The following is a 21,755-nucleotide window of genomic DNA, read 5'->3' on the forward strand; positions in this document are numbered from 1 at the left end:
CATGGAGTCGTGCAGTCAATCCCCCAGGGGGTGGCCCTAGAAGCTGAGCGTTTTCTCCTGTTTCCTCCACGCCACAACAGCAACGTTCAAGACGCATTTAATCAACATGGTGAGGAGAGAAAAAGATGAGTGATTGTCTGGTAGTGGGTGGAGGAATTATCGGATTGAGCTTGGCATACGAGCTGTCACGGCGCGGGATGAGCGTGACTTTGGTTGAGCAGGGCGAATGGGGAGGACAGGCGTCTTCTGCTGCGGCCGGAATGCTTGCTCCTTTGAAAGAATTCACAGCACCTGGACCGATGCTCGATTTGGGCATGGAGTCACTTGCGCTATACCCGGAATGGGCAGCAGAGCTGGAAGAATTGACTGGCGGAGATGTACAGCTAAGCTTGGATGGATTGCTGACCGTCGCGTTAAATGAGGAGGAAGTCCAGCAGCTCGCTGACAAGTACCGTTGGCAAAAAGAAGCGGGACATGCTGTGCACTGGCTCTCGAATACAGCACAAGTGAAGGAAATAGAGCCGCTTCTGACCGATCAAGTGCAAGCGGCCATCTACTCGCCGTACGAAGGACACATCAACAATCGAATGCTTCTTCGCGCCTTGGCTACTGCTTGCCAATTGCAAGGAGTGAAGCTGTTATCAGGCTGTGTGGTAAGCGGCATTGCCGTGAAAGGCGGAAAAGTGATCGGGATCGAGACCTCTTCAGGGTCACTGCGTGCCGCACAGACGGTGATTTCCTCAGGAGCGTGGGTTGGAATGATGATGGAGATGCTTGGTGTTTCCGTGCCGATTCGCCCTGTACGCGGGCAGATTGCAGCCGTCTCTTCCGTGGGCATTCCATTGCGAACGGTGATTTTCGGAACGACAGGCTACATCACCCCGAAAAAGGATGGAAAAATTGTCCTTGGTGCGACTGAGGATGAGAGTGGCTTCCAGCGAGACGTTACAATGGCAGGTTTAGCGAGTATCCTGCAAGGGACCATGCCGTATGTTCATGCGCTTCACTCCGCTACCTTTCTGGAGGCGTGGGGTGGACTTCGACCTGCTACCCAAGATGGCAAGCCGCTCTTGGGCCCAGTTCCTGGCTGGGAAGGACTGTCGATCGCAGGCGGACATTTTCGCAATGGCATCCTGCTTTCTCCTGTCACTGCAAAAGCGATGGCGGACTTTGTGGAAAAAGGGGAGACGGAGCGCCTTTTGCCATTTTTACCTGCCCGCTTTCTATAAATTGGGCTAGTCACGCCTAGATTCTGGTAACCTCCCCATGGGCACTTGTATATGGTAATAAAGAAACACCAGAAGGGGAGGAGTTTCCATGCAGTCTGATTCTGAAAAAAACCTGTATCAGGCTGACATTCAGTTTGTCAGCCTGTTAAAGGATATGCGAGAAAATGTGCACAACATCTGCAAGGAGCACGTGGAGAAAAAAGTGCGCATCGAAGCACTTGACGGGCAAGTGTTTGAAGGCGTCATTGTCGATTATGATGATCAAAACGTATACGTAGAAGTTGTCGACCAGGATGCGGAGGAAGAAGAAGTTTTCGAAGAGTATGATTATGAGAACTATGAGAACTATGAGGACTACAATCCTTATCAAGTAATGGAAGTGGCGCATCGGCAGCCGTATGGAGGATGGGGGCAGTATCCTGATTATTACTTTCAATATGTGAGCTATAATCCGTATGCAGGTTATCCTCCCTATGGCGATCTTAGTCCTTATGGAGGCAATCCGTACTTTCCGCAGGTAAGTCCCTATGGCGATGAGTTCAATCCATACAGTCAGGTAAGCCCTTTCGGCAGTTCCAACAACTCACGGGTCAGCCCGTTTAGCAGCAGCAATCGTCCCGCCCCCCAAGTCAGCCCGTATAGCAGCAGTAACCGTCCCGCTCCCCAAGTCAGTCCGTATAGCGAGCAGAAACCGCAAGTAAGTCCGTGGGAGCAAAATCTATCGCCATTTCCACCATTCTCGCCGTATCCGCCGTTTTTTTGTCCGCCACCACCACCCCCCCCACCGCCATATGTTTTGCCAAAAGTCCAAGGGAGAAGACGTAGAAGATGCCGGAACGGACGTAGAATCATTCCATTGGCACTCTTTACACTCCTGACAATTGTCTTGATTTAATGGTGGGGAACTTACAAGCCTCTCAAGGCCATCAGGGCTTAAGAGGCTTGCTGCTTTTTGTAGATGTGAGAGTACAACCTGGCCTTTTGTCACACACTACGAACAAAAGGTGGACGTTTCTCATAGAATAAACAAAGGCAGGGATTGACGATGCAACAAATAAACAGCAGCTTGCCAGGCACGCGTGCGACATTTGGCTATTTTCGTGAAGCGCTTCAGCCGCATTTTACATTATCCAATTGGGATTATGAGCAAGGGTACTTCGACCGGGCGCTGGATGATAAAAACATGGTCTATTTGCGCTTGCCTGTAAAAGTATTGCAAGGCGAGCTCGATAGCCCGGATGCATGGCTGGAACTGGGGCGACCGTTTGTGATCCGGCATGTGTACCAGACTGGGGTAGAAGAAGATATCGGCTACACGGAGGCGCTCGCTTCGGGTTTGATGAATCAATTTCAAGAGCCGGTAGACAAAGACGCACAGATTGATTCGAGATGGATTCGAAAAGCAGAGGCGGTTGTCAAAGAGCTGGAGAATCGCCTCGCGTGAGACAGGCCGCCGATAGGCCTGTTTTTTCTTGTTCATGGCAGGGAAAATATAGGTGACTAAAGAATGGTAGCACATGGAAAAAGTGAGGTGGAAATATGGCCTGGTACCATGCAGTGGCGAAATGGTATTGGAAAATCCGCAAGCCTCTCACCTTGGGTGTCCGTGTCATTGTAACGGATAAAGAAAAGGGAGTTTTGTTAATTCGGCATACGTATGTCCATGGCTGGTATTTGCCGGGGGGAGGGGTAGAGCGAGGAGAGTCGTTTGGGGAAGCTGCTCGCAGGGAGTTGTGGGAGGAGTGCGGGATACGAGCAGACGTACTTACCCTCTGCCATCTGTTTTACAGTGAGCGGGAAGGAAAACGAGACCACATTGCCTTGTATCATGTCGACCTCACACCTGGCCAAGAATTGCATAAGGATGACAAAGAAGTAGCGGAATTGCGCTTTTTCGCTTGGGATGAACTTCCTCAGGAAATATCACCGGCTACAGAGAGGCGTTTATCTCAGTATCGCATGCAGTCTTTTCAGAGTGACCACTGGTGACAAGTGGGATTTTATGCAAGTCGATTTTTCCTATGGTATAGTGAAGACAAACAACAGAGCGTACATGACCGCTTGTAAGGATAAAAGTGAGGGCAAACCAGCATGAAGATTGCGACTGTACTGCGAAATGACGATTATACACGAGAAGTGGAACAAGCATTAAAAGAAAAGCTGCATGCAGCAAATAGCCTGTTTACCTTTGTGAAGGGACCAGGTGAGCAACCGGATATGGTGTTGTCCATCGGGGGAGACGGGACACTTTTGGAAGCCGTCCATCAATATGGAATCGAGCCGTCTTATGTGGGGATGCATACGGGACATCTCGGCTTCTATGCGGACTGGCGTCCCGAGGAGCTGGACGAATTTGTTGAGCGTCTGATGAACGATGAGCCTCTGATCGCGGAATACCCGACGGTCCAATGCAGGATTAGCACAAGAGATGGCAAGCAGTATGAAAAGTGGGCGTTGAATGAAATGGTTTTGCGCAACGCGAATTTGTCTACCTTGGTGACATGCGTCTATATAAATGGCGATGAGCTGGAGACGTTTCGCGGTGACGGCTTGATCGTTTCATCACCGTCAGGAAGTACAGCCTACAACAAGGCGGTGGATGGAGCGATTGTTCATCCGTCTATTGAGGCGATTCAGTTGTCCGAGATCGCTTCGATCAATAATCAAGCGTATCGGACGATCAACAGCTCGCTCGTATTGCCGAAGCATCATGAAGTAGAGCTCATCGTCATGAATCCTGAGATTATGATCGGCTTGGACCGCGAGCAGGCAGTGTGGAAAGATGTGTGTTCCATTCGTTGCCGAGTGGGACCTGACAAAGTGAAATTCGCTCGCTACAAGCGACTGACGTTTTGGGGGCGGGTTCGCAATTCGTTTATATCCGGATAGAGAAAGCGTTGGGGAGGGGAACCAAATGAAAAAAGTAGGAAAACTGCAGACCATTTTCCGTCATCCTGTCAAAGGGATGCGAGGGGAAGAGCTATCATCAAGTACGGTCGATGAATTTGGCTTGTATGGAGACCGTGCCTATTATTTTTTGGATAATGCTCGTCAAGGTAAGTATCTCAGTGCGGATGTTGTGCCCGCTTTAATCGGGTATCATGCCAGCATGAGCGAAGGGACAGGAAAAGAAGCGTACCCGCCGATTCGGATTGAAGCCCGAGACGGCAGTGTACATACGTGGGATGATGCTTTATTTGCCCATGTCGCCGAGACGGCGAAGCGCTCCGTTACGCCAATGATTAGTAGTCCGCATGAAGGCGGCGTGAACTGGGAAGATCACATTCTGCTGGTCACGGATGCATCTCTTCGAGAGATTGCTCGACAGATTGACGCAGAACAGGTGGATCCACGACGCTTTCGGGGGAATTTGGTTGTTGTCCTGGAGGATGATGAGCCGTTCGCCGAAGACAAATGGCTGGGCAAGCAGATCAAAATCAATGATGTGACCTTGCAAGTCAACAAGCACTGCGAGCGCTGTGTATATGTCAATATCGACCCGGAAACGTTGGCGATGACCCCTGCCGTATTGAAGGCATGCGTCAAGCGTCACAACAATCACTTCGGCGTTTATGCTTCAGTTGTCACGACAGGCAGTGTGTCACAAGGCGATGACGTTTTTTTAGTGGAGATGGAGAGTGATGGGGAATGATCGCTAGCCCTTTAGAAAAGGTTCGCAGCTATGTACAACGCTATGATTCGAGTATCGAGCCAATTTTGTTTGAACAGCCGTTGCCTACGTCGGAAGTGGCAGCACAGGCATTAGGTGTCGAGATCGGCCAAATCGCAAAGTCGATCTTGTTTCGGGTAGATGAGCAGTTCGCCTTGTTTGTGGCAGCAGGCGATGTACGTGTCCATCCTAAGCAAGTGAAGGCAGCATTTGGACAAGGAAAGCCAAAGATGGCTACGCCGGAAGAGGTAGAAAAAATGACAGGCTTCCGTGTCGGAGCAGTTTGTCCGTTTGCTTTGCAGGAAGAAGTACCTGTCTATGTGGATCGCTCCTTGAAGCGTTTCCCGATGGTTTATACGGCGGCTGGTATAGCAGAATCGCTTTTACCCGTCTCTTATGAAGCATTGTTGGAGATGACAGGGGCGAAGGAAATCGATGCGGCTTCGGCAGAAGGAAGCGCATCATGAAAAAGGTTGCAGTCTCCATCGCTGTAGTAGCCATTGTCGTAGTCGCTGGTCTTGCCATGCTCGGAATGTCTAACCAAACAACTGCAATTGAAACGAGCATCTCCCATTCTGCTTCCTCATTTAAACAGATGACAACAGAAACGTACCTGAGTCAGTACAACAAAATCAAAGAAGATTTAGCTGTGAAAGGAATTCATACTCTTCCTTTTCAGCTTGAGTTGGACAAGCAAACGAATTACTACCGCTTTTATTATCCAAAACAAGAAAATGCGGCAAACGAAAAAGCGATATGGGTAAGTGTTATGCTGAGCGGTGATCAAAAAACAATAGACGGTATCATGTATGAAGGGGTTCCTGACGTTCATACGGTGAAGGCGATGATTCAAGCTACTGGACTTACCTGGACTCCAGAGCTGGATCAATTCGTTGCGGTTACCAACATTGCAAAAACGCCAAAAGAAATGGTTGTTTCCGATGTGAAAGTAACGATCGAAGGAACGTCAGCACAAATAAAAGTAATGGTTGACCCTGTGAAATTAGAAGCTCCGAAAAAATTATGATGCTGAAAATGAAAAAGTGGTTGGCAGGAAGTTATGGCTGCGCAACCACTTTTCGTTTTTTGTTGTCGTTTAGCTGGAATGAGAGGACTCGCGCATCTGAACGATCTGGAATAGCTTCACATAAAGAATGGCACTCAACAGGGAGCAGAACAAGATAAATCCAAAAACACCAATCGGCATGATCCACTCCGAAAGAATGACGGTCACGGGAGCGAGGAAGCGACCAAGGGAGTACTGCAGGTTAGCGGCACCCATGTACTGTCCCCGTGCATGTTCTGGTGCGTATTTGCTGATGAAGCTCTGCTCGACCGGAGTTCGCATCACTTCCCCTACAGTAAAGAAAACCACGCATCCGAACAACAGCCAGGCATTCGTCGTGAAACCCACCAAAAACATGCCCATGCCAAATAGCAAGGAGGACAAGAGGAAGATATTCCGGTCGCTCCAGTTCTCAAACCATTTGGTAACTGGCAGAGCGCACAGAACAAATAGAAGGCCACTTATTCCCAGCATCCATCCGAAAATCTCCGTACTGCTAAGCGAGAGCGACCAGGCATTCCACGTAAGAAGTGTCTGCGCTGGGACAAACTCTTTTACATAGACCGCCAAAAATAAATCGAGCTGTACGATTGCGATCGTTATTAGCATGCCCGCGAAAATATAGATAGCAAAAGCTTTGTCGCGTAGAATGACGGCGTAGCTCTGCCATTGCTCCTTCATAACGGAAGGGAAATGGATAGAGGCGACAGAGCTTTTTACGGACTGTGGCAGTGTTTCTCTCACATTGAACCAGATCGCAATCGAATACAAAAAAGTGACAAGCGCACAAGTCCACAGCAGCTCACTGCGGTATTGGAAGAAAAAGATAGCCCCTAGAGCGGGTCCCAATACAGCGCCGATGTTCATGGCTGTAACGAAGGTAGCGAAGACTCTGCGTCTGTCTTTTTCGGAGGTGAGATCAGCGACCATCGCAGAACTCGCCGGGCTGTATACCGCTTTGCCAATCCCGATTCCAATAAACGCAAGATAATCGATCCAAGAAGAGAGGGAGAAGGCAAACAGGACAAACATGCCCGCCTGCAAAAACGCTCCTGACAGCATGACATATCGACGACCAAATCGATCAGCCAAATAGCCGCCAAAAAGATTGCCGATCATACTCATAATCGGTGGCACTGTCATGAGTAACCCGGCAACATTTTTGCCAAAGGTATCACTAAAGTGGAGGGTAAGAAAGGGAAAGTACATCCAAAATAATAGGTTGAAAAGGGTCTCGCCGATCAATCTGGTCTTCAGGTTCAGATCCCATGACAGCCATTGCACAGCAGGGTTACCTCCTATTTTTGATTCCCTGGCCAGGTACACCCACTTTAGTGCAAATTTTCAAAAAGATATAGACTTATAATCATCCGTCGGTTACACTAATATCATAAGGGCTAAGGGATTAGACCCTGGCTTAAGATGTGCCACTTTTAGGGATTCGCTTCTTACAAAAACAAATAAGCCGACACTTCCTTGTGGAAAGGGGTGTCGGCTTTTCGTATTTTGTTACTTGACCATCCATTGATAAAAATGAACATCGTGCCACTCTCCGAACTTGAATCCCACCTCTTGAAACCTCCCTGCCAATGTAAAACCGAATTTCTCGTGCAGCTTCACGCTGGCGTCATTGCCACCTACGATTCCGCTCACGATCGTGTGGTATTCGAGTTGTCTGGCGCGCTTCAGAATCGCACTCATCAAGGTAGTGCCGACACCTTTCCCACTTTGATCAGCGGCGATGTAAATAGACAGTTCCGTTGATTTTTGATAGGCGGGCTTCTCACGGAATACGGACAGACTGCAATATCCGATCACTTTCCCTTCGTATTCGGCGACGATGATCGGATGTCTGCCACCGTGCTTGTGAAACCACACTTCGCGCTGGGCCAAGGTCTGTGGCTCCAAATCAAAGGTCGCAACTAGATTTTCCACTGCGTAGTTGTAAATACCGAGCATAGCGGGCAGGTCACTCAGAACTGCGTCTCTGATCTGTAGCATAATATTTTCTCCTCATGTTGGTTAGTAGGACTTATTGAACGATTCGAACAAATTCTAGCGTGCGGCTTCGTAAACCTGCCGAAGGTTTGTAAATCCCTGGGATTGTGCTTTTACCAAATACTTCGCCCAGAGCGTTCCAGCGGCAACAGCGTCACAGTAAGCGTGATGCCTGCGTGAGATCGGGATGTCGTGGGCCGCACAGAGGGCGTCCAGCGAGCCGTTGCCAATCGGATTACTCAACAATCGAATGAGCAGCATTGTATCCAGCATGCGGTGGGTAAACGGACGACGACTCGTTTTCCAAAGTCCAGATCGCAAAAATTCACGCTCATGGCGAGAGTGATGGGCGACGAGCGGCCGATCTCCAACGTATTGAAAAAAACGGGACAAAGCCTCTAATAGCGGAGGAGCATCGGCAACCATATCATCGGTAATCCCGGTGAGAGAGCGGATGTGTGGAGGAATCGCCCGTCCGGGATTGACCAACGTATAAAAAGAATCGCCGAGGAGGAGGTGTTCTCCTCTCATGGCGACTGCTCCCATCGAGATAATCGCGTCCCCGTGATCGGGATAAAAACCGGTTGTTTCCAGATCGATGACGACAACCTCCAGATCGTGTAGAGGAATATCGGCACTGGAATCGACCTGTTTATTCACTTTGGAGATGGAACGTAAATAGGCGATGTGTTGTTTATCATCTGCAATCTCCGGCATGTCACGGTTCATATGCCAAATGCGAGCGAATAAGTCCCATTTTGCCACGCAATCTCCTCCTATCCCCCAAAAATGGACGGGAGCTTTTCTGTCATTTTTTGCAGGCGGATCGCTAGCTTCATCGATTGTCGCACCATCACTTGGGTGTCAGGAGAAAGCTCCCCTAGTTTGATATAGCTATTGCTTGTGTATTGTCCATCTTCCCAATGGAGGGGAGCGATCAGTCGCAGACCTTGAACTTGACGGAAGTACGCGGCTACCTCGTCACAAAAGCTTTTGCTCCAGACGCCTTTTTCGCCAAGTAGATCTAAGCGTTCCAAAGTAGAACTAGCAAAGATTCCATTCGCCAAGGCAAAATGCCGTACGCAATTCACCAGTGGCAAATAGATGCCATACTTCACATTGATGGCGCCGCGGAAGCGACCATGGACTTCAGGTAAAACTCTGCCGAAGATTCCGAGCGGGACCCGATAATGCAACGTATTGCTCACCAGTCGATTCAGCAAGAAGACGTTTCCTGCAAGCAATTGACGGAAACGGTCATGGACGGGAGTAAAAATAGCCGATTCACCCCATAGGACACGCACATCACTTGCTAGTAGTAAATAACGGGCGTTTTCCCAGATGGGGTGAGAGACCCATCTGTCAATTTGGTCCAGCCATTGTTCGGTGCTGCCTCGCCATTTTGGGGAGAGGCAAGTGACATTCCCTTGGCAGGGAGGATAGCCAGCTACCTCCAAACCAGCAACGATCGTCGCCCCTAGCAATTGAAAGTAGCCATGTATCTTCTCTTTTTCTTGTTCGCCCAGATGATCTGGCAGTTGATAGACGAGACCGTTATCCTGATCGCTGATGAGTGCTTGCTCTGATCGGCCGCCACTGCCGAATTGCAGAAAGGCAAAGGGGACGGGAGGGGTACCCAAGCCTCTTTTGGCAAGGTCGTTCACAGCGAGGAGCACCCCTTGTCGGATGAGATTATCATGAATCAGATTGACGACGATAGAAAAGGGGGCCAATTCCCCTGCGCGATTTAATGAACGTAACGGAGAAGGGTCCAACAATTCGCGTCGCAATAAGGCCAGCTCGTCAAAGGAGTCAATATTCCGTATTTTTTCCACTTGTTCAGGTGAGAGAGTGAGAGGTGCTGCTTTGAGTAGATCCAGTCGGTCGTGCGCGTTCAGGCTGGAGCAGTTCGGGATAGCCGTATCCCCCATGTTCGCTAAGGTCAAGACCAATCACCTCTTCCTCTTCAGTGACTCGCAGGCCAATAGTTACTTTTAACACATACAAAATGATGAAGGCTACTACGAAAACGTAGAGCGCAGAGCCAGCCAAGCCCAACGCCTGAACCCCTAGCTGATGCAGACCGCCGCCATAAAACAGCCCAGGACTGCCTACGCCGACCTTTTCGACAAGCTCCGGGGTAGCGAATAAGCCCGTGGACAATGTTCCCCATATACCAGCCACCCCATGTACGGAAAAAGCGAAGACAGGATCATCAATCCCCATGCGGTCAAACCAAATAGATGTATAAAATGTTAGAATACCTGACACGGAACCAATCACGACAGCTGCCCACGGATCGACGAAGGCACAGGATGCTGTAATCGCGACGAGAGCTGCGAGGACGCCGTTGAGCATGCTTGGAATATCTGCTTTCCCCATGACGATCCAGGAGATAGCAAGAGCGGCTACAGCGCCCGCTGCGGTAGCGAGATTGGTAGTGACGGCGATATAGCCGAAAAATCCAGATGTGCTACCGAGCGTAGAGCCAGCATTAAAGCCGAACCAGCCGATCCACAGAAACAGGACACCTAGGACAGAGTAGACTTGGTTGTGACCAGGAATCAGATTGGAGCTGCCGTCGCGATTGTATTTTCCGATGCGAGGTTTCAAAAGGATAGTGGCGACGAGTGCGACGATGGCGCCTTGGAGATGGACAACCGTAGAACCAGCGAAGTCTTGCATCCCGAGCTGTGCCAACCAACCTCCGCCCCATACCCAGTGACCGACGACAGGGTAGATGAGGACGGTAAACAGTACACTGAACAGAAAATAAATGGACAGCTTGGCGCGTTCAGCAAAACCGCCCCAGGCGATCGCGAGTGAAACGGCTGCAAAAGCGAGCTGAAAGAGGAAGAGAATCGAGATAGGTACAGTTGCAGCGGAAAAAGCGGAGAAAACGTCTTTTTGCATGCCGTCAAAAAAGAATCCGGAAAGTCCGATGAAAGAGTTCCCATCTCCAAAGGTCAGCCCAAAGCCGAACGCCCAAAAAGCAATCGAGCAGATGCCGAAGGTAAGGACCGTTTTGCCTGCGACGTGACCGGCGTTTTTCATGCGAGTAGAACCGGCTTCCAGCAGGGCGAATCCAACCTGCATGAGAATGACCAGAATGGCCGAGACCATGACCCATGTGGCGTCAATGGCAGACGAGAGACTTGCGACAGTAGGTTCCATCCATCCACCTCTTTTCTGTGTCATATAACCTGACACCGATTTATTTATGTCAGATTATATGACATGAAAATTTCGGATGCAATTGTTTTTTTGCAAATAATGAGAAAACATCGATTGAAGGCATCGGGAGGACTTCGATACGGAATGATATAATTACCTCTGATACCATCACAGAAGGTAAGGGAGAAATATGTACACAATTAGCAGATTTTCTCAGCTTTGCAAAATGAGTCCGCGCATGTTGCGACATTATGACAAGGAAGAACTTTTGAAGCCCGTACATGTAGATACAACAAATGGGTACAGATACTATGAAAAGAGTCAATTAGAAACAGCCTTATTGATCAAGAAGCTGAAAGAATACAGATTTTCCCTGCCAGAGATTAAAGCGATCCTTCAGACTTCAGATAGGAAATTATTTATTGGATTGATCCACTCGAAAATAAATGAATTATCCAATGAGATGAATCGATATAGACAAATCATTACAGAAATGCAAGAGATGATTGAAAAAAAAGCGGATATCATTCGTGGGGAAAGAAGATCGTACGATATATTGTTGGGAATGAGAAACGAAGTAAGTGTCATCAGTCAAAGATTACAGATTCGTATTGCAGATATGGACAAGTCCATTGATTTTATGTACGCAAAGGCGGAAGAAAATCAAGTTCAGCTACTGGGCGCTCCGTCTGTTGTGTTTTTCGATGAAGAATTCACCCCTGACCACAGCAATATGGAGTTGATGATCCCGATCCTAAATGGAGATGGCGTTGATTCATCAAACGAATGGCAAATTAAACAACTTCCCGAACAGTTTGTTGCGACTACTTTGCATTTCGGAAGTTATGACGATATCGGATACGCCCATATGGCACTTGAAGAGTGGACAGATAGCAACGGCTACTGCTTGGAAGGTCCGCCTTACGAAACCTACTTGAAAGGCACAGAATGTGACTGTCCTGTCGAAGAATATGTGACGCAAATCTCCTTTCCGGTCATGAAGAAAGCCAAATAGTAACTGCTTGACCTTGACACTATGTCAAAGCTTATTCTACTTCTGCAAGAAAGCTTCTAGGACATGAGGGGATGATGAAATTGAATAAGTTCATGGTACTGTGCTCAGGGGTTGTATTAACGGCCGGGATTTTAATAGGGTGTATGCCAAGTAAAGCGGAGGAGAATCAAGGTGTGGAAAAACAATTCGTAGGCAAGTACACCATACCAGATGAAAAAAGCAAGCATGAAGGTACGTGGTTACTATGGCCGCATAACTTTACGTATGGGAAAGGTTATCAAGAAGAGGTTGAGTCCATTTGGATCGAGATGACAGATGCCTTAAGTAAAGGGGAAAATGTCCATATTGTCGCCTATGATCAATACGAAAAGGACTATATTTATGATCTTCTGTACGAGGAAGGTATCCATATGGACAAAATTGACTTCTACATTGCGCCTACGGACGATGTATGGGCAAGAGACACTGCACCGATCTTTGTATACGACAAGGATAAGAACTTGAAAATGATGGACTGGGGATTTAATGGATGGGGGAAGAAAACGCCGTATAAAAAAGATGCATTACTTTCAAGCAAGCTAAGCAAGCAATCAGGAATGGAACGAATTGATTTGAATGATCTTGTGCTTGAAGGTGGAGCATTTGAACTGGATGGGAATGGTACATTTTTATCGACACGCAGTGCTGTTACGAATAAGAATAGAAATCCCCAATTTTCAGAAGCAGACGTTGAAGAATATATAAAAGAGTATCTTGGTGCTACGAACTTTATTTGGTTAGATGGTGTGCCTGGCCAGGACATTACAGATTTTCACATTGATGGTTTTGCTAAATTCTATGATCAGTTAACCATCATTACGATGAATGAAAATGATTTGGAAGAATGGGGTGTCCCGAATAAGGATAGAAAAACATTACTGCGTGCAAAGAATGCTTTTGGAAAATCGTATCAGTATAAGTATTTACCAATAACGAAACACAATGTCGTTTTAAAGAATGGAAAGGACTTAGGATACAAAGGTTCCTATCTCAATTTTTATATTGGGAATACCGTTGTATTAGTTCCGAATTATAATGATCCGAATGACAAGGTCGCAAACGATATCATCCAAAAACTCTACCCAGATCGTAAAGTGATTGGCATTGATGTAAGAGAGCTTTATAAACATGGCGGGATGATTCATTGTGTAACACAACAACAGCCAGTTGAAATGCCTTAAATCCGTACGGAAAAAGCCGGTGATTCCTTGAAGGAGGAAAAACCGGCTTTTTTGGTAGTAAAAAGTTACTTAAACAGAGGAGGATTGGTGTTGTTCGGTTGATGCTCGTTTTTCAATTAGGAAGCCAGTGAAGCTCATGGCAGCGAGGAATAGTCCACTGACGAGGAAAAGCTGCTCGACGGGCCATTTGCCCATCCAGATTGCACCGAGGCTGCTGGACAACGTCGAAAAGAAGGTGAGCACAAGCAAATTGATTGCGAATATCTTGCCTGTACTGTTGCTGGATGCTTTCATTTGAATCGCAGTCACGGTAGGAATGCCGATGAGCGGTCCCCCTATTCCTGAGACGGCAGCTCCGAGGAAAGCGGTCCAGGAAGCACTCCCTCCCATCATGAGTAAAAAGGACCCGCATGCCTGAAAAGACCACCCGATTAAAATGAGAAACAAATAGCGAGTAGAACTCGTCCGGGTCATGTACAGACTCCCCAGCAAATTTCCGATTCCATAAAAACCAAACAGGATGGCTAATATACTTCCGTTGCCTTGTTGCATGCGTTCGGCTAAAAAGGGGTAGCCCACCGTATACGTGACCTGCCAAATGAGAAAACCCATGTTGCCAAAGAGGAGGACCAACAGTAATATTCGATTTCGCTTCAATTCTTGTACCCCTGAGGTAATATCACGGATGTACTGGCGAGGTGTCATTTTGACAGGGAAATGATCGGTCTTAGAGAGGCGAAGTGCTTGAAGAAAGAATACCGAGATGAGATAACTGCCTGCGTTGATAAAAAACAAGGTGGAAAGTGGCAAGAAAGAGGCGACAAGCCCGATTGTCATTGGCGCAATAATTCGGACTGTTCGCATGGTTGTATCCAAAATGGCGTTTGCCTGTCCTAGCTGATCCACGGGAACTGCTGATTTGATCGCCACAGTCCGGGCTGGTTGGAACAGACTGGAGAACAATCCTAACCCAAATTGGGCTATAAGAAAATACGAAAACTGCTCGATTCCCATCACTGTAAGGAAGCCAACGACGATCACCACGGCAATTCGTGAGAGGACAGCCACAACCATAAGGAGGCGTGGACTGTATCGGTCCGCAAGTACGCCACTAATGAGGAAAAACAGCAGGCCGGCAACCATCTCCGGAATGGAGAGGAGACTGAGCACCGTCCCTGATTTCGTTGCTTGAAGCAAATACCAGAGCAAGGCAAAGCTGTAGCACTGATCTCCAATGTTGGCCATCAATTGCGCTAGCCATAGCTTGAGAAACGACCCATTTTTCCACAAAGATGAAGGCGAATCCATCTAACCCTCTCCGTTCTGCTGACTGCGATAAAATGAATTTGACCATAGCGTAGCAAGGCGGAGAGGGAAAGTAAAGGACTCAAGCTTGTGCGGTTACATGTAATTTACCTGTCCTCCAAACGAAGAGAAAATAGGCGATCAGAAAAGTGAAGGTGGCGAAGGTGCTGACCCCCACGAAACCAAAAATCGAATACAAACTGCCTGCGAAAGAAGAGGCAATGAAAGTTCCTATGTACATGCAAGCGTTAGCCAAGCTCGATATGGTACCGCGCGAGGTGTCGGACAATGATTGCAAGTAACCCATCAGGACAGGCACGAGTACACCGCCGAAGCAGTACATGAAGAAAAGGACAACCTGCAAAAGGCCGACTCCCGGTATAAAAGGCAAAACAAGATAGAGCAGGGCGCTGCCCAGAAACCCAACGGTCAAAATCGTACTTCTCTTCCAACGCTCGAGTAACCAACCGCTGAGTAAGCTACCAACGGTGTTGCCAAGCCCGATAACTAAAGTGATCAAGCCAATTTCAGTAACAGATTGCTGATATTGATCGGAAAGCCATACGCCATAGAATGAAAAGACTGCATAGACACCCGTCATGAAAACGAAATAGCCGATAAAGCTGCGTGAAGCTTGCGGCAGTCGCAACAGATCCTTGTAACGTGCAAAAATAGCGTTGGTGGTTCCAAGTCCGGCAATGGAGGTAAGAGGTAATAGATCAGGAAGTTTTCGGATGATGAGTACAAAAGCTCCGAGAGAAGCAATTCCTACAGCCAAAAAAGGAAACGACCAATGATAAGCTGACAGAAAACTGCCGATAGGCACACCGATCACTTGGGAAACCGAAAGACCTGCCATGACAACCCCCATTGCTTTACCGATACGAGCAGGGGGAAACAAAACAGGAATGGCGGCCCACACCTGCGGACCGATAAAGGCTGAACAGATCCCGGCAAGAAAGCGAAAGAAAAGCATCGCGGTGAAACTAGGTGCAAAGGCGCATGCAAGTGTGGATAGGGCAAATCCGAGCATACCAACTGCCATCACATGTTTCCTATTTCGATTATCAGATAGCGGGCCGGCGATTAAAGCAGCTAAAGCAAATCCGAGAGCATAGGTTCCGATCAACCAAGCTGCCTGATTAGTGGATACGTGATATAGCTCTCGCAAGGTTGGCAGCAGTGGGCTAATGATAAATGTATTCGTACCGATCAAAAACATGGTGAAGAAAAAGATCATCAAAAATAGGCGCTCCATAAAAAACTCTCCTCTTTGTTTTATAATTCTATAGTTAAATAACTTTTAAACTAACGAGCAAAAAAAGGATACCAATTATAAGGTATCTAAAAAGCCAGGCAGAATTTGATCAAATGTCTCTTTATAAATGCGCATGTACCGTGTTTGCCCCTCCTTTCTGACTTTGATTAGTCCTGCCTCTCGAAGTGTCTTGAAATGATAGGAGGCATTGGACTTGGAAGTATCGCAGGTAAAGCCCACTTCTGTACAACTTAGCTCGTTGCTGGAATGATATAAGGCCTTTAAAATGGCTAGCCTTGTCTCATCTGCCAACGCTTTAAAAATCTTGATTCGTTTTTCGGTGAGTTCAAGTTGTTCAATATTCATAAAACTATCTTACTAAGGAAACGCTATCCAGGCAACCATTTCATTCCTTTTATTTTTGATTCTTTATGTTTTCGTTGTTGTGTTGGTGCTGATAGGAAGCGCCTTGGTTGTCTTCGGTATGCGTATCATCTGCAACGGTACTGCTGGTTAGCCCTGCTACGGCTAATCCTTTTTGATTCAGGTTTTTGGCGCTTTTGAATTTGGACATATTACTACCCCCTATTTGCTAATGGATGCTTACTTAAGATGTCTTGTTTCGCGGGGGAGTAGTCATCCTCATTTTCCTAGACGGCAGTTGAGGTATACTAAATAAAAAGGGTGCGTCAGGGAGGATGGGAGCGGATGGCAGGGTGTGTCATGATCGTGGAGGGGAAGACAGACAAAGAACGTTTGCTTCGGGTGCTGGCTGAGCCTGTCACGATTCTTTGTACAAACGGTTCCTACAGCTTGGAAAAAGGGGAGAAGCTGCTCGCTCAAACGGAAGCAGCAGATGCAGATGAGATATACCTATTTACTGATGAAGACGACAGCGGGAAAAAATTGCGAACGCATTTAAGTGAAGATTTTCCTGATGCAATCCATCTGCATACGCCGAAAATGTACAGAGAGGTTGCCGACACGCCTCTTTCGGTACTGGCAGAAATTTTGGAGCGAGCAGGCTTTGCAGTTATAGTGCCTCATCCTGATCTTGGAGAGCTGTAAGGGGATAAAACACCGTTCCATCGGCTATAACAGTAGTAAATGGAATGGTGGAGGTGCAAGGTGATTGCGTAGTTTGATGACATTTTTTAATCGAATGAACATTATGGTGTGGCTGGTGGGTATCTTTGTTGCTCATGCCGCGCTCTATCTGGTGCTGGGGACGGCGACGTGGCTGGCTACCTCGCTTTTGGCAACAGCGTTCTACGGCGTTATTTTATTGGTAGGCAAATTAATTGCCAGCCGTTATCCAGACAAGGAAGAAAGCAGATGAAAGCCGGCGAGCAAGCAGCCGGCTTTTTTTGCATTACCAGCCCAAGAGCTGCATGAGTAAAATGAACCCACCTAATACCCAGACGTAGATGGCGAAGCCCTTCATCGAGCCTGTACTGATAATCGTAAGCATCCAGCGAATGGCAACATATCCAGCAAGTCCGGCAAACATGGTGCCCACGAGCATCGGGATCAATAAGGCTGTTTCGAGCGGTGTTTCTACGAGCTTGGCTGTTTGCAAGACACAAGCACCCAGAATCGCTGGCAAGGATATTAAAAACGAAAAGCGCGCAGCGTCAGCACGGTCGATCCCGCGTAGGAGAGCGCCGGCAATCGTCAGTCCTGAGCGGGAAATAGCAGGCAGGATCGCAGCACCTTGCAGTGTCCCGATGATGAGGGCGTCCGTGTAGTTGATTTCCTCGAATCTCCGATTTCCACGACGCATGGATTCCACCGCCCAGAGGATCGCGCCTGTCGCAAGAAATTCCCACCCGATCGTAATGCCCGTCTGCGAGATTTCTTCAAAATAATCTTCAAAGGCGAGTCCGATCACTGCTGTAGGTATCGTACCTACGACTAATAGCTTTGTCAGCTTGCTCATCGGATTCATGATGATAAAACGAACCTGTGGCCAAAAGACGATAACGACAGCGATCAGCGTACCGAAATGAAGCATCGTGTCAAATAAAAGGCCGACCTCCTGCATACCAAACATTTTGCGAAACAAAACGAGATGACCCGTGCTGGATATCGGTAAAAATTCAGTCAAGCCTTGTACAATGCCTAGAAAAATATGTTCAAGCAACAACAGCATAGGCAAGAGTCACTCCAGTCGTGAAAAAGTAGGGCCAAGCCAGTCTTACTGTCATATGTATGTCCGTGAATGGAAGACTTGCCTATTTCGTTGGGCATCGTTATTTTGTTAGAAAAAAGTTGTGGTATTTTCTTGCGGGAGATGGGTATAGTTAGTGTGCACAAAGGTAGAGAGCGAGGAAAAAATACATATGTACAAAAGACAAATGCGTGAAAAGCGTGAGCCCCAAATCATTCAGAACGGCAATTTGGCGGCAGGGATGACGCTTACCATGACGGTAGCGCGTAAAACGGAAATCGGCTATTTCTTGAGCGATGGCAAAGACGAAGTGTTTCTCCATGCCAATGAAGCGCACGAGCGTTTACATATCGATGATGAGGTTGAAGTGTTTTTGTACCATGATCACGAGAACCGATTGGCTGCAACCATGGATATGCCTCATGTCGGCATGGGTGAATACGGCTGGCTAGAAGTAGTGGACATTTCTCCGCGCATGGGTGTTTTCCTGGACAACGGCATTAACAAGGACCTGCTCTTATTCATCGATGACCTGCCCAAGCATAGCGATGAATGGCCGCGTCCCAAGGATCAAATGCTGGTAGCGCTGAAACAAGACAAGCTCGGCAGACTCTTGGCAAAGCCGGTCACGGAAAACGAAATCGTCAAGATCGCAGCAATGGCAGATGAAAGTATGAAAAACAAATCTGTCGAGGGTACGGTCTACAAAGTGATTCAAGCAGGTGCATTCCTGTTGACGGAGGACGAGCATATCCTTTTCATTCATCGTGATGAAATGGTGGGGCGTCTGCGCCTCGGACAAACGGTGCGCTGCCGCATTAGCTTTGTACGTGAGGATGGTCGTCTGAACGGTTCCATGAAAGAGCGCAAGGAAGTACAGTATGGCGAAGATGCGGACAAGCTGCTGCGCTATTTGATCAATCGTGACGGGGCTATGCCTTATACTGATTCGACAGAAGCGGATGTCATCCGAGAAAAATTCCAAATGAGCAAGTCCAGCTTCAAGCGAGCACTCGGCAAGCTGATGAAGGAACGTCGCGTGGAGCAAGTAGACGGCTGGACCAAAATCATTCAAAGCGAACAAGAAGAATAAATGAAGAAAACCCTCCTGGGCAAAAAAGCTTCCTGAAAACAGGAAACGAATGCTTGGGAGGGTTTTTGGTTTTTTTACAGTGTCGCTTGTACAGATTGCTTTTGCTTACGGGCTTTGTAATACGACAGGGAATATACGAGTGCGATCAAAATAATTCCGGCGATATCCGTTTCAATTCCGGGGATGACCGCGAGCACGCCACCCGCAATGGCCAGGATTCGCTCCAGTACGTTTAGCTTGGACATCCAGTACCCGATCAATCCTGCTCCCACACCGATCATCCCAATTATAGATGTCAGCATGACCCAGATCGATTCCAGCAAGGTGGTATTAATGAGCAGCAAGGCTGGCGAGATGACGAAAATATAGGGAGCCATAAAAGCGGCGATCGATAGACGCGTTGATTCTACACCTGTCTGGATCGGCTTTGACTTGGCAATGCCTGATGCAGCAAAGGCAGCAAGCGCAACTGGCGGAGTGATGTCTGCGACGATTCCGAAGTAGAAGGTAAACATGTGAGCCGCGATAGCAGGAACGCCCAATTGAATGAGCGCTGGAGCCGCGATGGTCGAAGTGATAATGTAGTTCGCCGTTGTTGGCGTTCCCATTCCCAAAATGAGCGATGCAATCATGGTAAAGAACAACGTAAGGAAAAGCTGACCGCCAGCCAGATCAATCAGACCATTTGCCAGCTTCAACCCAATCCCTGTCAACGTAATCGTACCGACAATGATTCCGGCACACGCGGTTGCAGCGACGACGCCAAGAGCCATTTTGGCACCTGAGGCAAGTGCTGCAAAAATATCAGCAATAGACATGCGGGTTTCTTTTCGGAAGGCTCCTACGACAATTGTAGAGACAATACCGATAATCGCGGAGCGCTCGGCTGATATGTTCATCATCAAGGCTGTAATAATGATCACGATGGGAAGGAGCAGGTACATTTTTTTCAACACTTCTTTTTTGTTCGGCAGTTCTTCCTTCGAGAGTCCGCGCAATCCGAGTCGCTTCGCTTCAAAATGCGTCATAATCCAGATCCCTACGAAAAATAAAATCGCAGGAAGGATCGCTGATTTGGCGATTTCCAAGTAAGGAACACCGATGAACTCCGCCATCAAAAAGGCAGCAGCTCCCATGACAGGCGGCATGATTTGTCCCCCGGTAGAGGACGAGGCTTCCACCGCAGCGGCAAATTCGGAGCGATAGCCGAGCCGCTTCATCATCGGGATGGTAAAGGCACCAGAGGTAACGACATTGGCAACAGAGCTGCCGCTAATCGTCCCTTGCAGGGCGCTGGAAAAAACGGCTACCTTCGCCGGACCGCCGATACGTCTACCAGCAATGACCAGCGACAAATCGTTAAAATACTCACCGACGCCTGTTTTTTCGAGAAACGCACCAAACAGCACAAACAAAAAGATAAAGGTAGAGGAAACGGCGAGCGGAGTACCGAGAATCCCCTCCAGCGTGTAGTAACTGTGTCCGATAATCCGCTCGACATCACTGCCCCGATGCTCCAAAAAGCCGGGCATGTAAGGTCCGAAGTAGGTGTATAAAAGAAAAATGGTGGCGATGAGAGCGATTGGAATTCCGACGACTCGTCGTGCAGCCTCGAGGACAAGCAAGACAGCGATACCGCCGACAACCATATCCATCGACGTATAGTTGCCCGTTCGGGTCACGAGTCCCTCGTAGTCAATGACCCAATAGAGTGAAACGAAGACACCTAACAGAGCGAGAATCATGTTCACGATCCCGATTTTGTTATGCTTGCCTTTGGATGTCCCTGCATATAACAGATAGACAAGCGCAAGCCCGAAGGCTAAGTGGATCGGGCGGTGAATCTGGGGAGGCAACGTGAAGAAAAGTGTGCTGGATAATTGGTACAGGGAGAAGAGGACAAGTAGACCAAAAGAGATCCACTTCATGGGACCTGCGAGCTGGCGTGTGGCTGATTCTTTGTCGTATTGCGCGATCAGCTTATCCATCTCTTGCTGGTTCATATTGGTTGTTGTACTCAATCTAGTAACCTCCTAACTCGCTCAGAATGGATCGCTTTTCTGCCTGAATCGTGATGGCTTCTCCCGGATTGTCGATCAAGCTCAACGGAATATCCTGTCCAGCGAAAAGCAACGTATGATTAGCACGTACTTGCCCGATAAACAGCCGGAGGGCAGGAAAAGACCGCTGCATATTGCGAATGTGGAATCGACCATCGGCCAGAACCAGCTTCTCGCCAGGAGCCAATTCATTTTCCATGCCGATACCGTAGTCGTGAAAGCTCATCTCTGACAAAATAATTTGACCGTCTACAATCCGGTATTGCTCCTCGATTGTGGAGCGATGAATGGAATGAGTCCAGCGAATGCCAAAGGCTGTTTCATCCTGTATGTTGGCACTCCAAACTACTTGATTTGACTGTGTATCCCGGATAACCAGAGCGGGAAACAGCGGAGTGGAGATGCCTACATAAAAGACAGTGATGAGAAGAAAGAAGGAGAAAAGGCGGAACAACGTCCGCCCTCTTCCTTTTGTTACCGTCTGGATAAAAACCATC

At 48.0% G+C, this 21,755-nt stretch carries 25 protein-coding genes; 13 read left to right on the plus strand and 12 right to left on the minus strand.

The genetic code is table 11. The features are described 5' to 3' along the window. The first annotated feature begins 125 nt into the window (after positions 1-125). From thiO to HP401_RS16320, 8 genes are all read left to right on the plus strand, one after another. A complete protein-coding gene (gene thiO / locus HP401_RS16285; protein ID WP_173605724.1) occupies positions 126-1,229 on the plus strand; it encodes a glycine oxidase ThiO in 1,104 nt (367 codons plus the stop codon). Between the two features lie 88 nt (positions 1,230-1,317). Then, entirely contained in the window at positions 1,318-2,124 is an 807-nt protein-coding gene (locus tag HP401_RS16290; RefSeq protein ID WP_173605725.1) for an LSm family protein, read from the plus strand. Between the two features lie 150 nt (positions 2,125-2,274). Beyond that, positions 2,275-2,673, plus strand: a complete 399-nt coding sequence (locus HP401_RS16295) for a YugN-like family protein (RefSeq protein ID WP_012684629.1) — start codon at positions 2,275-2,277, stop codon at positions 2,671-2,673. Between the two features lie 95 nt (positions 2,674-2,768). Further along, positions 2,769-3,218 (plus strand): NUDIX domain-containing protein, encoded by a 450-nt coding sequence (locus HP401_RS16300; protein ID WP_173605726.1) that lies wholly within the window; start codon positions 2,769-2,771, stop codon positions 3,216-3,218. Positions 3,219-3,320: 102 nt separating this feature from the next. Then, a complete protein-coding gene (locus HP401_RS16305) occupies positions 3,321-4,118 on the plus strand; it encodes an NAD kinase (protein WP_173605727.1) in 798 nt (265 codons plus the stop codon). 25 nt (positions 4,119-4,143) lie between these two features. After that, on the plus strand, positions 4,144-4,881 hold the full coding sequence (locus HP401_RS16310) for an MOSC domain-containing protein (protein ID WP_087342835.1): 738 nt from the start codon (positions 4,144-4,146) through the stop codon (positions 4,879-4,881). Then, entirely contained in the window at positions 4,878-5,366 is a 489-nt protein-coding gene (locus HP401_RS16315; protein WP_012684633.1) for a YbaK/EbsC family protein, read from the plus strand. Before HP401_RS16310 ends, HP401_RS16315 begins: the two co-directional genes overlap by 4 nt. Further along, positions 5,363-5,926, plus strand: a complete 564-nt coding sequence (locus HP401_RS16320; protein WP_173605728.1) for a hypothetical protein — start codon at positions 5,363-5,365, stop codon at positions 5,924-5,926. Before HP401_RS16315 ends, HP401_RS16320 begins: the two co-directional genes overlap by 4 nt. 69 nt (positions 5,927-5,995) lie before the next feature. Here HP401_RS16320 and HP401_RS16325 read toward each other — a convergent pair whose 3' ends face one another. The 5 genes from HP401_RS16325 to HP401_RS16345 form a co-directional block, all read right to left on the minus strand. Further along, complete coding sequence (locus HP401_RS16325; protein ID WP_173605729.1) at positions 5,996-7,249, minus strand: MDR family MFS transporter; 1,254 nt, start codon at positions 7,247-7,249, stop codon at positions 5,996-5,998. A 225-nt stretch (positions 7,250-7,474) separates the two neighbouring features. Continuing rightward, entirely contained in the window at positions 7,475-7,966 is a 492-nt protein-coding gene (locus HP401_RS16330; RefSeq protein WP_173605730.1) for a GNAT family N-acetyltransferase, read from the minus strand. A gap of 54 nt (positions 7,967-8,020) precedes the next feature. Beyond that, positions 8,021-8,728, minus strand: a complete 708-nt coding sequence (locus HP401_RS16335) for a 3'-5' exonuclease (RefSeq protein WP_173605731.1) — start codon at positions 8,726-8,728, stop codon at positions 8,021-8,023. An 11-nt stretch (positions 8,729-8,739) separates the two neighbouring features. Beyond that, positions 8,740-9,780: a DUF294 nucleotidyltransferase-like domain-containing protein gene (locus HP401_RS16340; RefSeq protein WP_173605811.1), complete on the minus strand. Its 1,041-nt coding sequence runs from the start codon at positions 9,778-9,780 to the stop codon at positions 8,740-8,742. A gap of 22 nt (positions 9,781-9,802) precedes the next feature. After that, positions 9,803-11,137 carry an ammonium transporter gene (locus HP401_RS16345; RefSeq protein ID WP_173605732.1) on the minus strand — a complete coding sequence of 445 codons (1,335 nt, stop codon included), beginning with the start codon at positions 11,135-11,137 and terminating at the stop codon, positions 9,803-9,805. Between the two features lie 190 nt (positions 11,138-11,327). On the opposite strand from HP401_RS16345, the gene HP401_RS16350 reads away from it, so the two are divergent. Both HP401_RS16350 and HP401_RS16355 read left to right on the plus strand, forming a co-directional pair. After that, the gene (locus HP401_RS16350; protein WP_173605733.1) at positions 11,328-12,152 is read left to right on the plus strand and encodes a MerR family transcriptional regulator; all 825 of its coding nucleotides are present in this window, start codon (positions 11,328-11,330) and stop codon (positions 12,150-12,152) included. 80 nt (positions 12,153-12,232) lie between these two features. Next, entirely contained in the window at positions 12,233-13,372 is a 1,140-nt protein-coding gene (locus HP401_RS16355) for an agmatine deiminase family protein (protein WP_173605734.1), read from the plus strand. Positions 13,373-13,441: 69 nt separating this feature from the next. Here HP401_RS16355 and HP401_RS16360 read toward each other — a convergent pair whose 3' ends face one another. From HP401_RS16360 to HP401_RS16375, 4 genes are all read right to left on the minus strand, one after another. Beyond that, positions 13,442-14,680 carry an MFS transporter gene (locus tag HP401_RS16360; RefSeq protein ID WP_173605735.1) on the minus strand — a complete coding sequence of 413 codons (1,239 nt, stop codon included), beginning with the start codon at positions 14,678-14,680 and terminating at the stop codon, positions 13,442-13,444. A gap of 79 nt (positions 14,681-14,759) precedes the next feature. After that, the gene (locus HP401_RS16365; RefSeq protein WP_173605736.1) at positions 14,760-15,935 is read right to left on the minus strand and encodes an MFS transporter; all 1,176 of its coding nucleotides are present in this window, start codon (positions 15,933-15,935) and stop codon (positions 14,760-14,762) included. Between the two features lie 75 nt (positions 15,936-16,010). Continuing rightward, positions 16,011-16,301, minus strand: a complete 291-nt coding sequence (locus HP401_RS16370; protein WP_087342861.1) for an ArsR/SmtB family transcription factor — start codon at positions 16,299-16,301, stop codon at positions 16,011-16,013. Positions 16,302-16,350: 49 nt separating this feature from the next. Next, entirely contained in the window at positions 16,351-16,509 is a 159-nt protein-coding gene (locus HP401_RS16375) for a hypothetical protein (protein WP_012684643.1), read from the minus strand. Positions 16,510-16,643: 134 nt separating this feature from the next. Here HP401_RS16375 and HP401_RS16380 point away from each other — a divergent pair, with 134 nt between their 5' ends. After that, positions 16,644-17,003, plus strand: coding sequence for a toprim domain-containing protein (locus HP401_RS16380; RefSeq protein ID WP_173605737.1), 360 nt, complete (start codon positions 16,644-16,646; stop codon positions 17,001-17,003). A 64-nt stretch (positions 17,004-17,067) separates the two neighbouring features. Then, a complete protein-coding gene (locus HP401_RS16385) occupies positions 17,068-17,274 on the plus strand; it encodes a hypothetical protein (protein WP_012684645.1) in 207 nt (68 codons plus the stop codon). A gap of 33 nt (positions 17,275-17,307) precedes the next feature. On the opposite strand, the gene HP401_RS16390 is transcribed toward HP401_RS16385, so the two are convergent. Then, complete coding sequence (locus HP401_RS16390; RefSeq protein ID WP_064202330.1) at positions 17,308-18,087, minus strand: undecaprenyl-diphosphate phosphatase; 780 nt, start codon at positions 18,085-18,087, stop codon at positions 17,308-17,310. Positions 18,088-18,277: 190 nt separating this feature from the next. Between HP401_RS16390 and HP401_RS16395 the strand changes: the two genes are divergently transcribed. Further along, positions 18,278-19,198: a CvfB family protein gene (locus HP401_RS16395; RefSeq protein ID WP_041749254.1), complete on the plus strand. Its 921-nt coding sequence runs from the start codon at positions 18,278-18,280 to the stop codon at positions 19,196-19,198. Between the two features lie 74 nt (positions 19,199-19,272). Here the strand turns inward: HP401_RS16395 and HP401_RS16400 are convergent, their stop codons facing one another. Then, entirely contained in the window at positions 19,273-21,219 is a 1,947-nt protein-coding gene (locus tag HP401_RS16400) for a TRAP transporter permease (RefSeq protein WP_173605738.1), read from the minus strand. A 1-nt stretch (position 21,220) separates the two neighbouring features. Next, the gene (locus HP401_RS16405; protein ID WP_173605739.1) at positions 21,221-21,754 is read right to left on the minus strand and encodes a DUF1850 domain-containing protein; all 534 of its coding nucleotides are present in this window, start codon (positions 21,752-21,754) and stop codon (positions 21,221-21,223) included. Between the last annotated feature and the right edge of the window lies 1 nt (position 21,755).

The organism is Brevibacillus sp. HB2.2, assembly GCF_013284275.1.
GTDB lineage: Bacteria > Bacillota > Bacilli > Brevibacillales > Brevibacillaceae > Brevibacillus > Brevibacillus brevis_D.

What these genes read in the sequence shown, in the direction of transcription:
- thiO (WP_173605724.1), top strand. Translation starts at nt 126, where the DNA reads ATGAGTGATTGTCTGGTAGTGGGTGGAGGAATTATCGGATTGAGCTTG.
- HP401_RS16290 (WP_173605725.1), top strand. Translation starts at nt 1,318, where the DNA reads ATGCAGTCTGATTCTGAAAAAAACCTGTATCAGGCTGACATTCAGTTT.
- HP401_RS16295 (WP_012684629.1), top strand. Translation starts at nt 2,275, where the DNA reads ATGCAACAAATAAACAGCAGCTTGCCAGGCACGCGTGCGACATTTGGC.
- HP401_RS16300 (WP_173605726.1), top strand. Translation starts at nt 2,769, where the DNA reads ATGGCCTGGTACCATGCAGTGGCGAAATGGTATTGGAAAATCCGCAAG.
- HP401_RS16305 (WP_173605727.1), top strand. Translation starts at nt 3,321, where the DNA reads ATGAAGATTGCGACTGTACTGCGAAATGACGATTATACACGAGAAGTG.
- HP401_RS16310 (WP_087342835.1), top strand. Translation starts at nt 4,144, where the DNA reads ATGAAAAAAGTAGGAAAACTGCAGACCATTTTCCGTCATCCTGTCAAA.
- HP401_RS16315 (WP_012684633.1), top strand. Translation starts at nt 4,878, where the DNA reads ATGATCGCTAGCCCTTTAGAAAAGGTTCGCAGCTATGTACAACGCTAT.
- HP401_RS16320 (WP_173605728.1), top strand. Translation starts at nt 5,363, where the DNA reads ATGAAAAAGGTTGCAGTCTCCATCGCTGTAGTAGCCATTGTCGTAGTC.
- HP401_RS16330 (WP_173605730.1), bottom strand. Translation starts at nt 7,966, where the DNA reads ATGCTACAGATCAGAGACGCAGTTCTGAGTGACCTGCCCGCTATGCTC.
- HP401_RS16345 (WP_173605732.1), bottom strand. Translation starts at nt 11,137, where the DNA reads ATGGAACCTACTGTCGCAAGTCTCTCGTCTGCCATTGACGCCACATGG.
- HP401_RS16350 (WP_173605733.1), top strand. Translation starts at nt 11,328, where the DNA reads ATGTACACAATTAGCAGATTTTCTCAGCTTTGCAAAATGAGTCCGCGC.
- HP401_RS16360 (WP_173605735.1), bottom strand. Translation starts at nt 14,680, where the DNA reads ATGGATTCGCCTTCATCTTTGTGGAAAAATGGGTCGTTTCTCAAGCTA.
- HP401_RS16365 (WP_173605736.1), bottom strand. Translation starts at nt 15,935, where the DNA reads ATGGAGCGCCTATTTTTGATGATCTTTTTCTTCACCATGTTTTTGATC.
- HP401_RS16370 (WP_087342861.1), bottom strand. Translation starts at nt 16,301, where the DNA reads ATGAATATTGAACAACTTGAACTCACCGAAAAACGAATCAAGATTTTT.
- HP401_RS16375 (WP_012684643.1), bottom strand. Translation starts at nt 16,509, where the DNA reads ATGTCCAAATTCAAAAGCGCCAAAAACCTGAATCAAAAAGGATTAGCC.
- HP401_RS16380 (WP_173605737.1), top strand. Translation starts at nt 16,644, where the DNA reads ATGGCAGGGTGTGTCATGATCGTGGAGGGGAAGACAGACAAAGAACGT.
- HP401_RS16390 (WP_064202330.1), bottom strand. Translation starts at nt 18,087, where the DNA reads ATGCTGTTGTTGCTTGAACATATTTTTCTAGGCATTGTACAAGGCTTG.
- HP401_RS16395 (WP_041749254.1), top strand. Translation starts at nt 18,278, where the DNA reads ATGTACAAAAGACAAATGCGTGAAAAGCGTGAGCCCCAAATCATTCAG.
- HP401_RS16405 (WP_173605739.1), bottom strand. Translation starts at nt 21,754, where the DNA reads ATGGTTTTTATCCAGACGGTAACAAAAGGAAGAGGGCGGACGTTGTTC.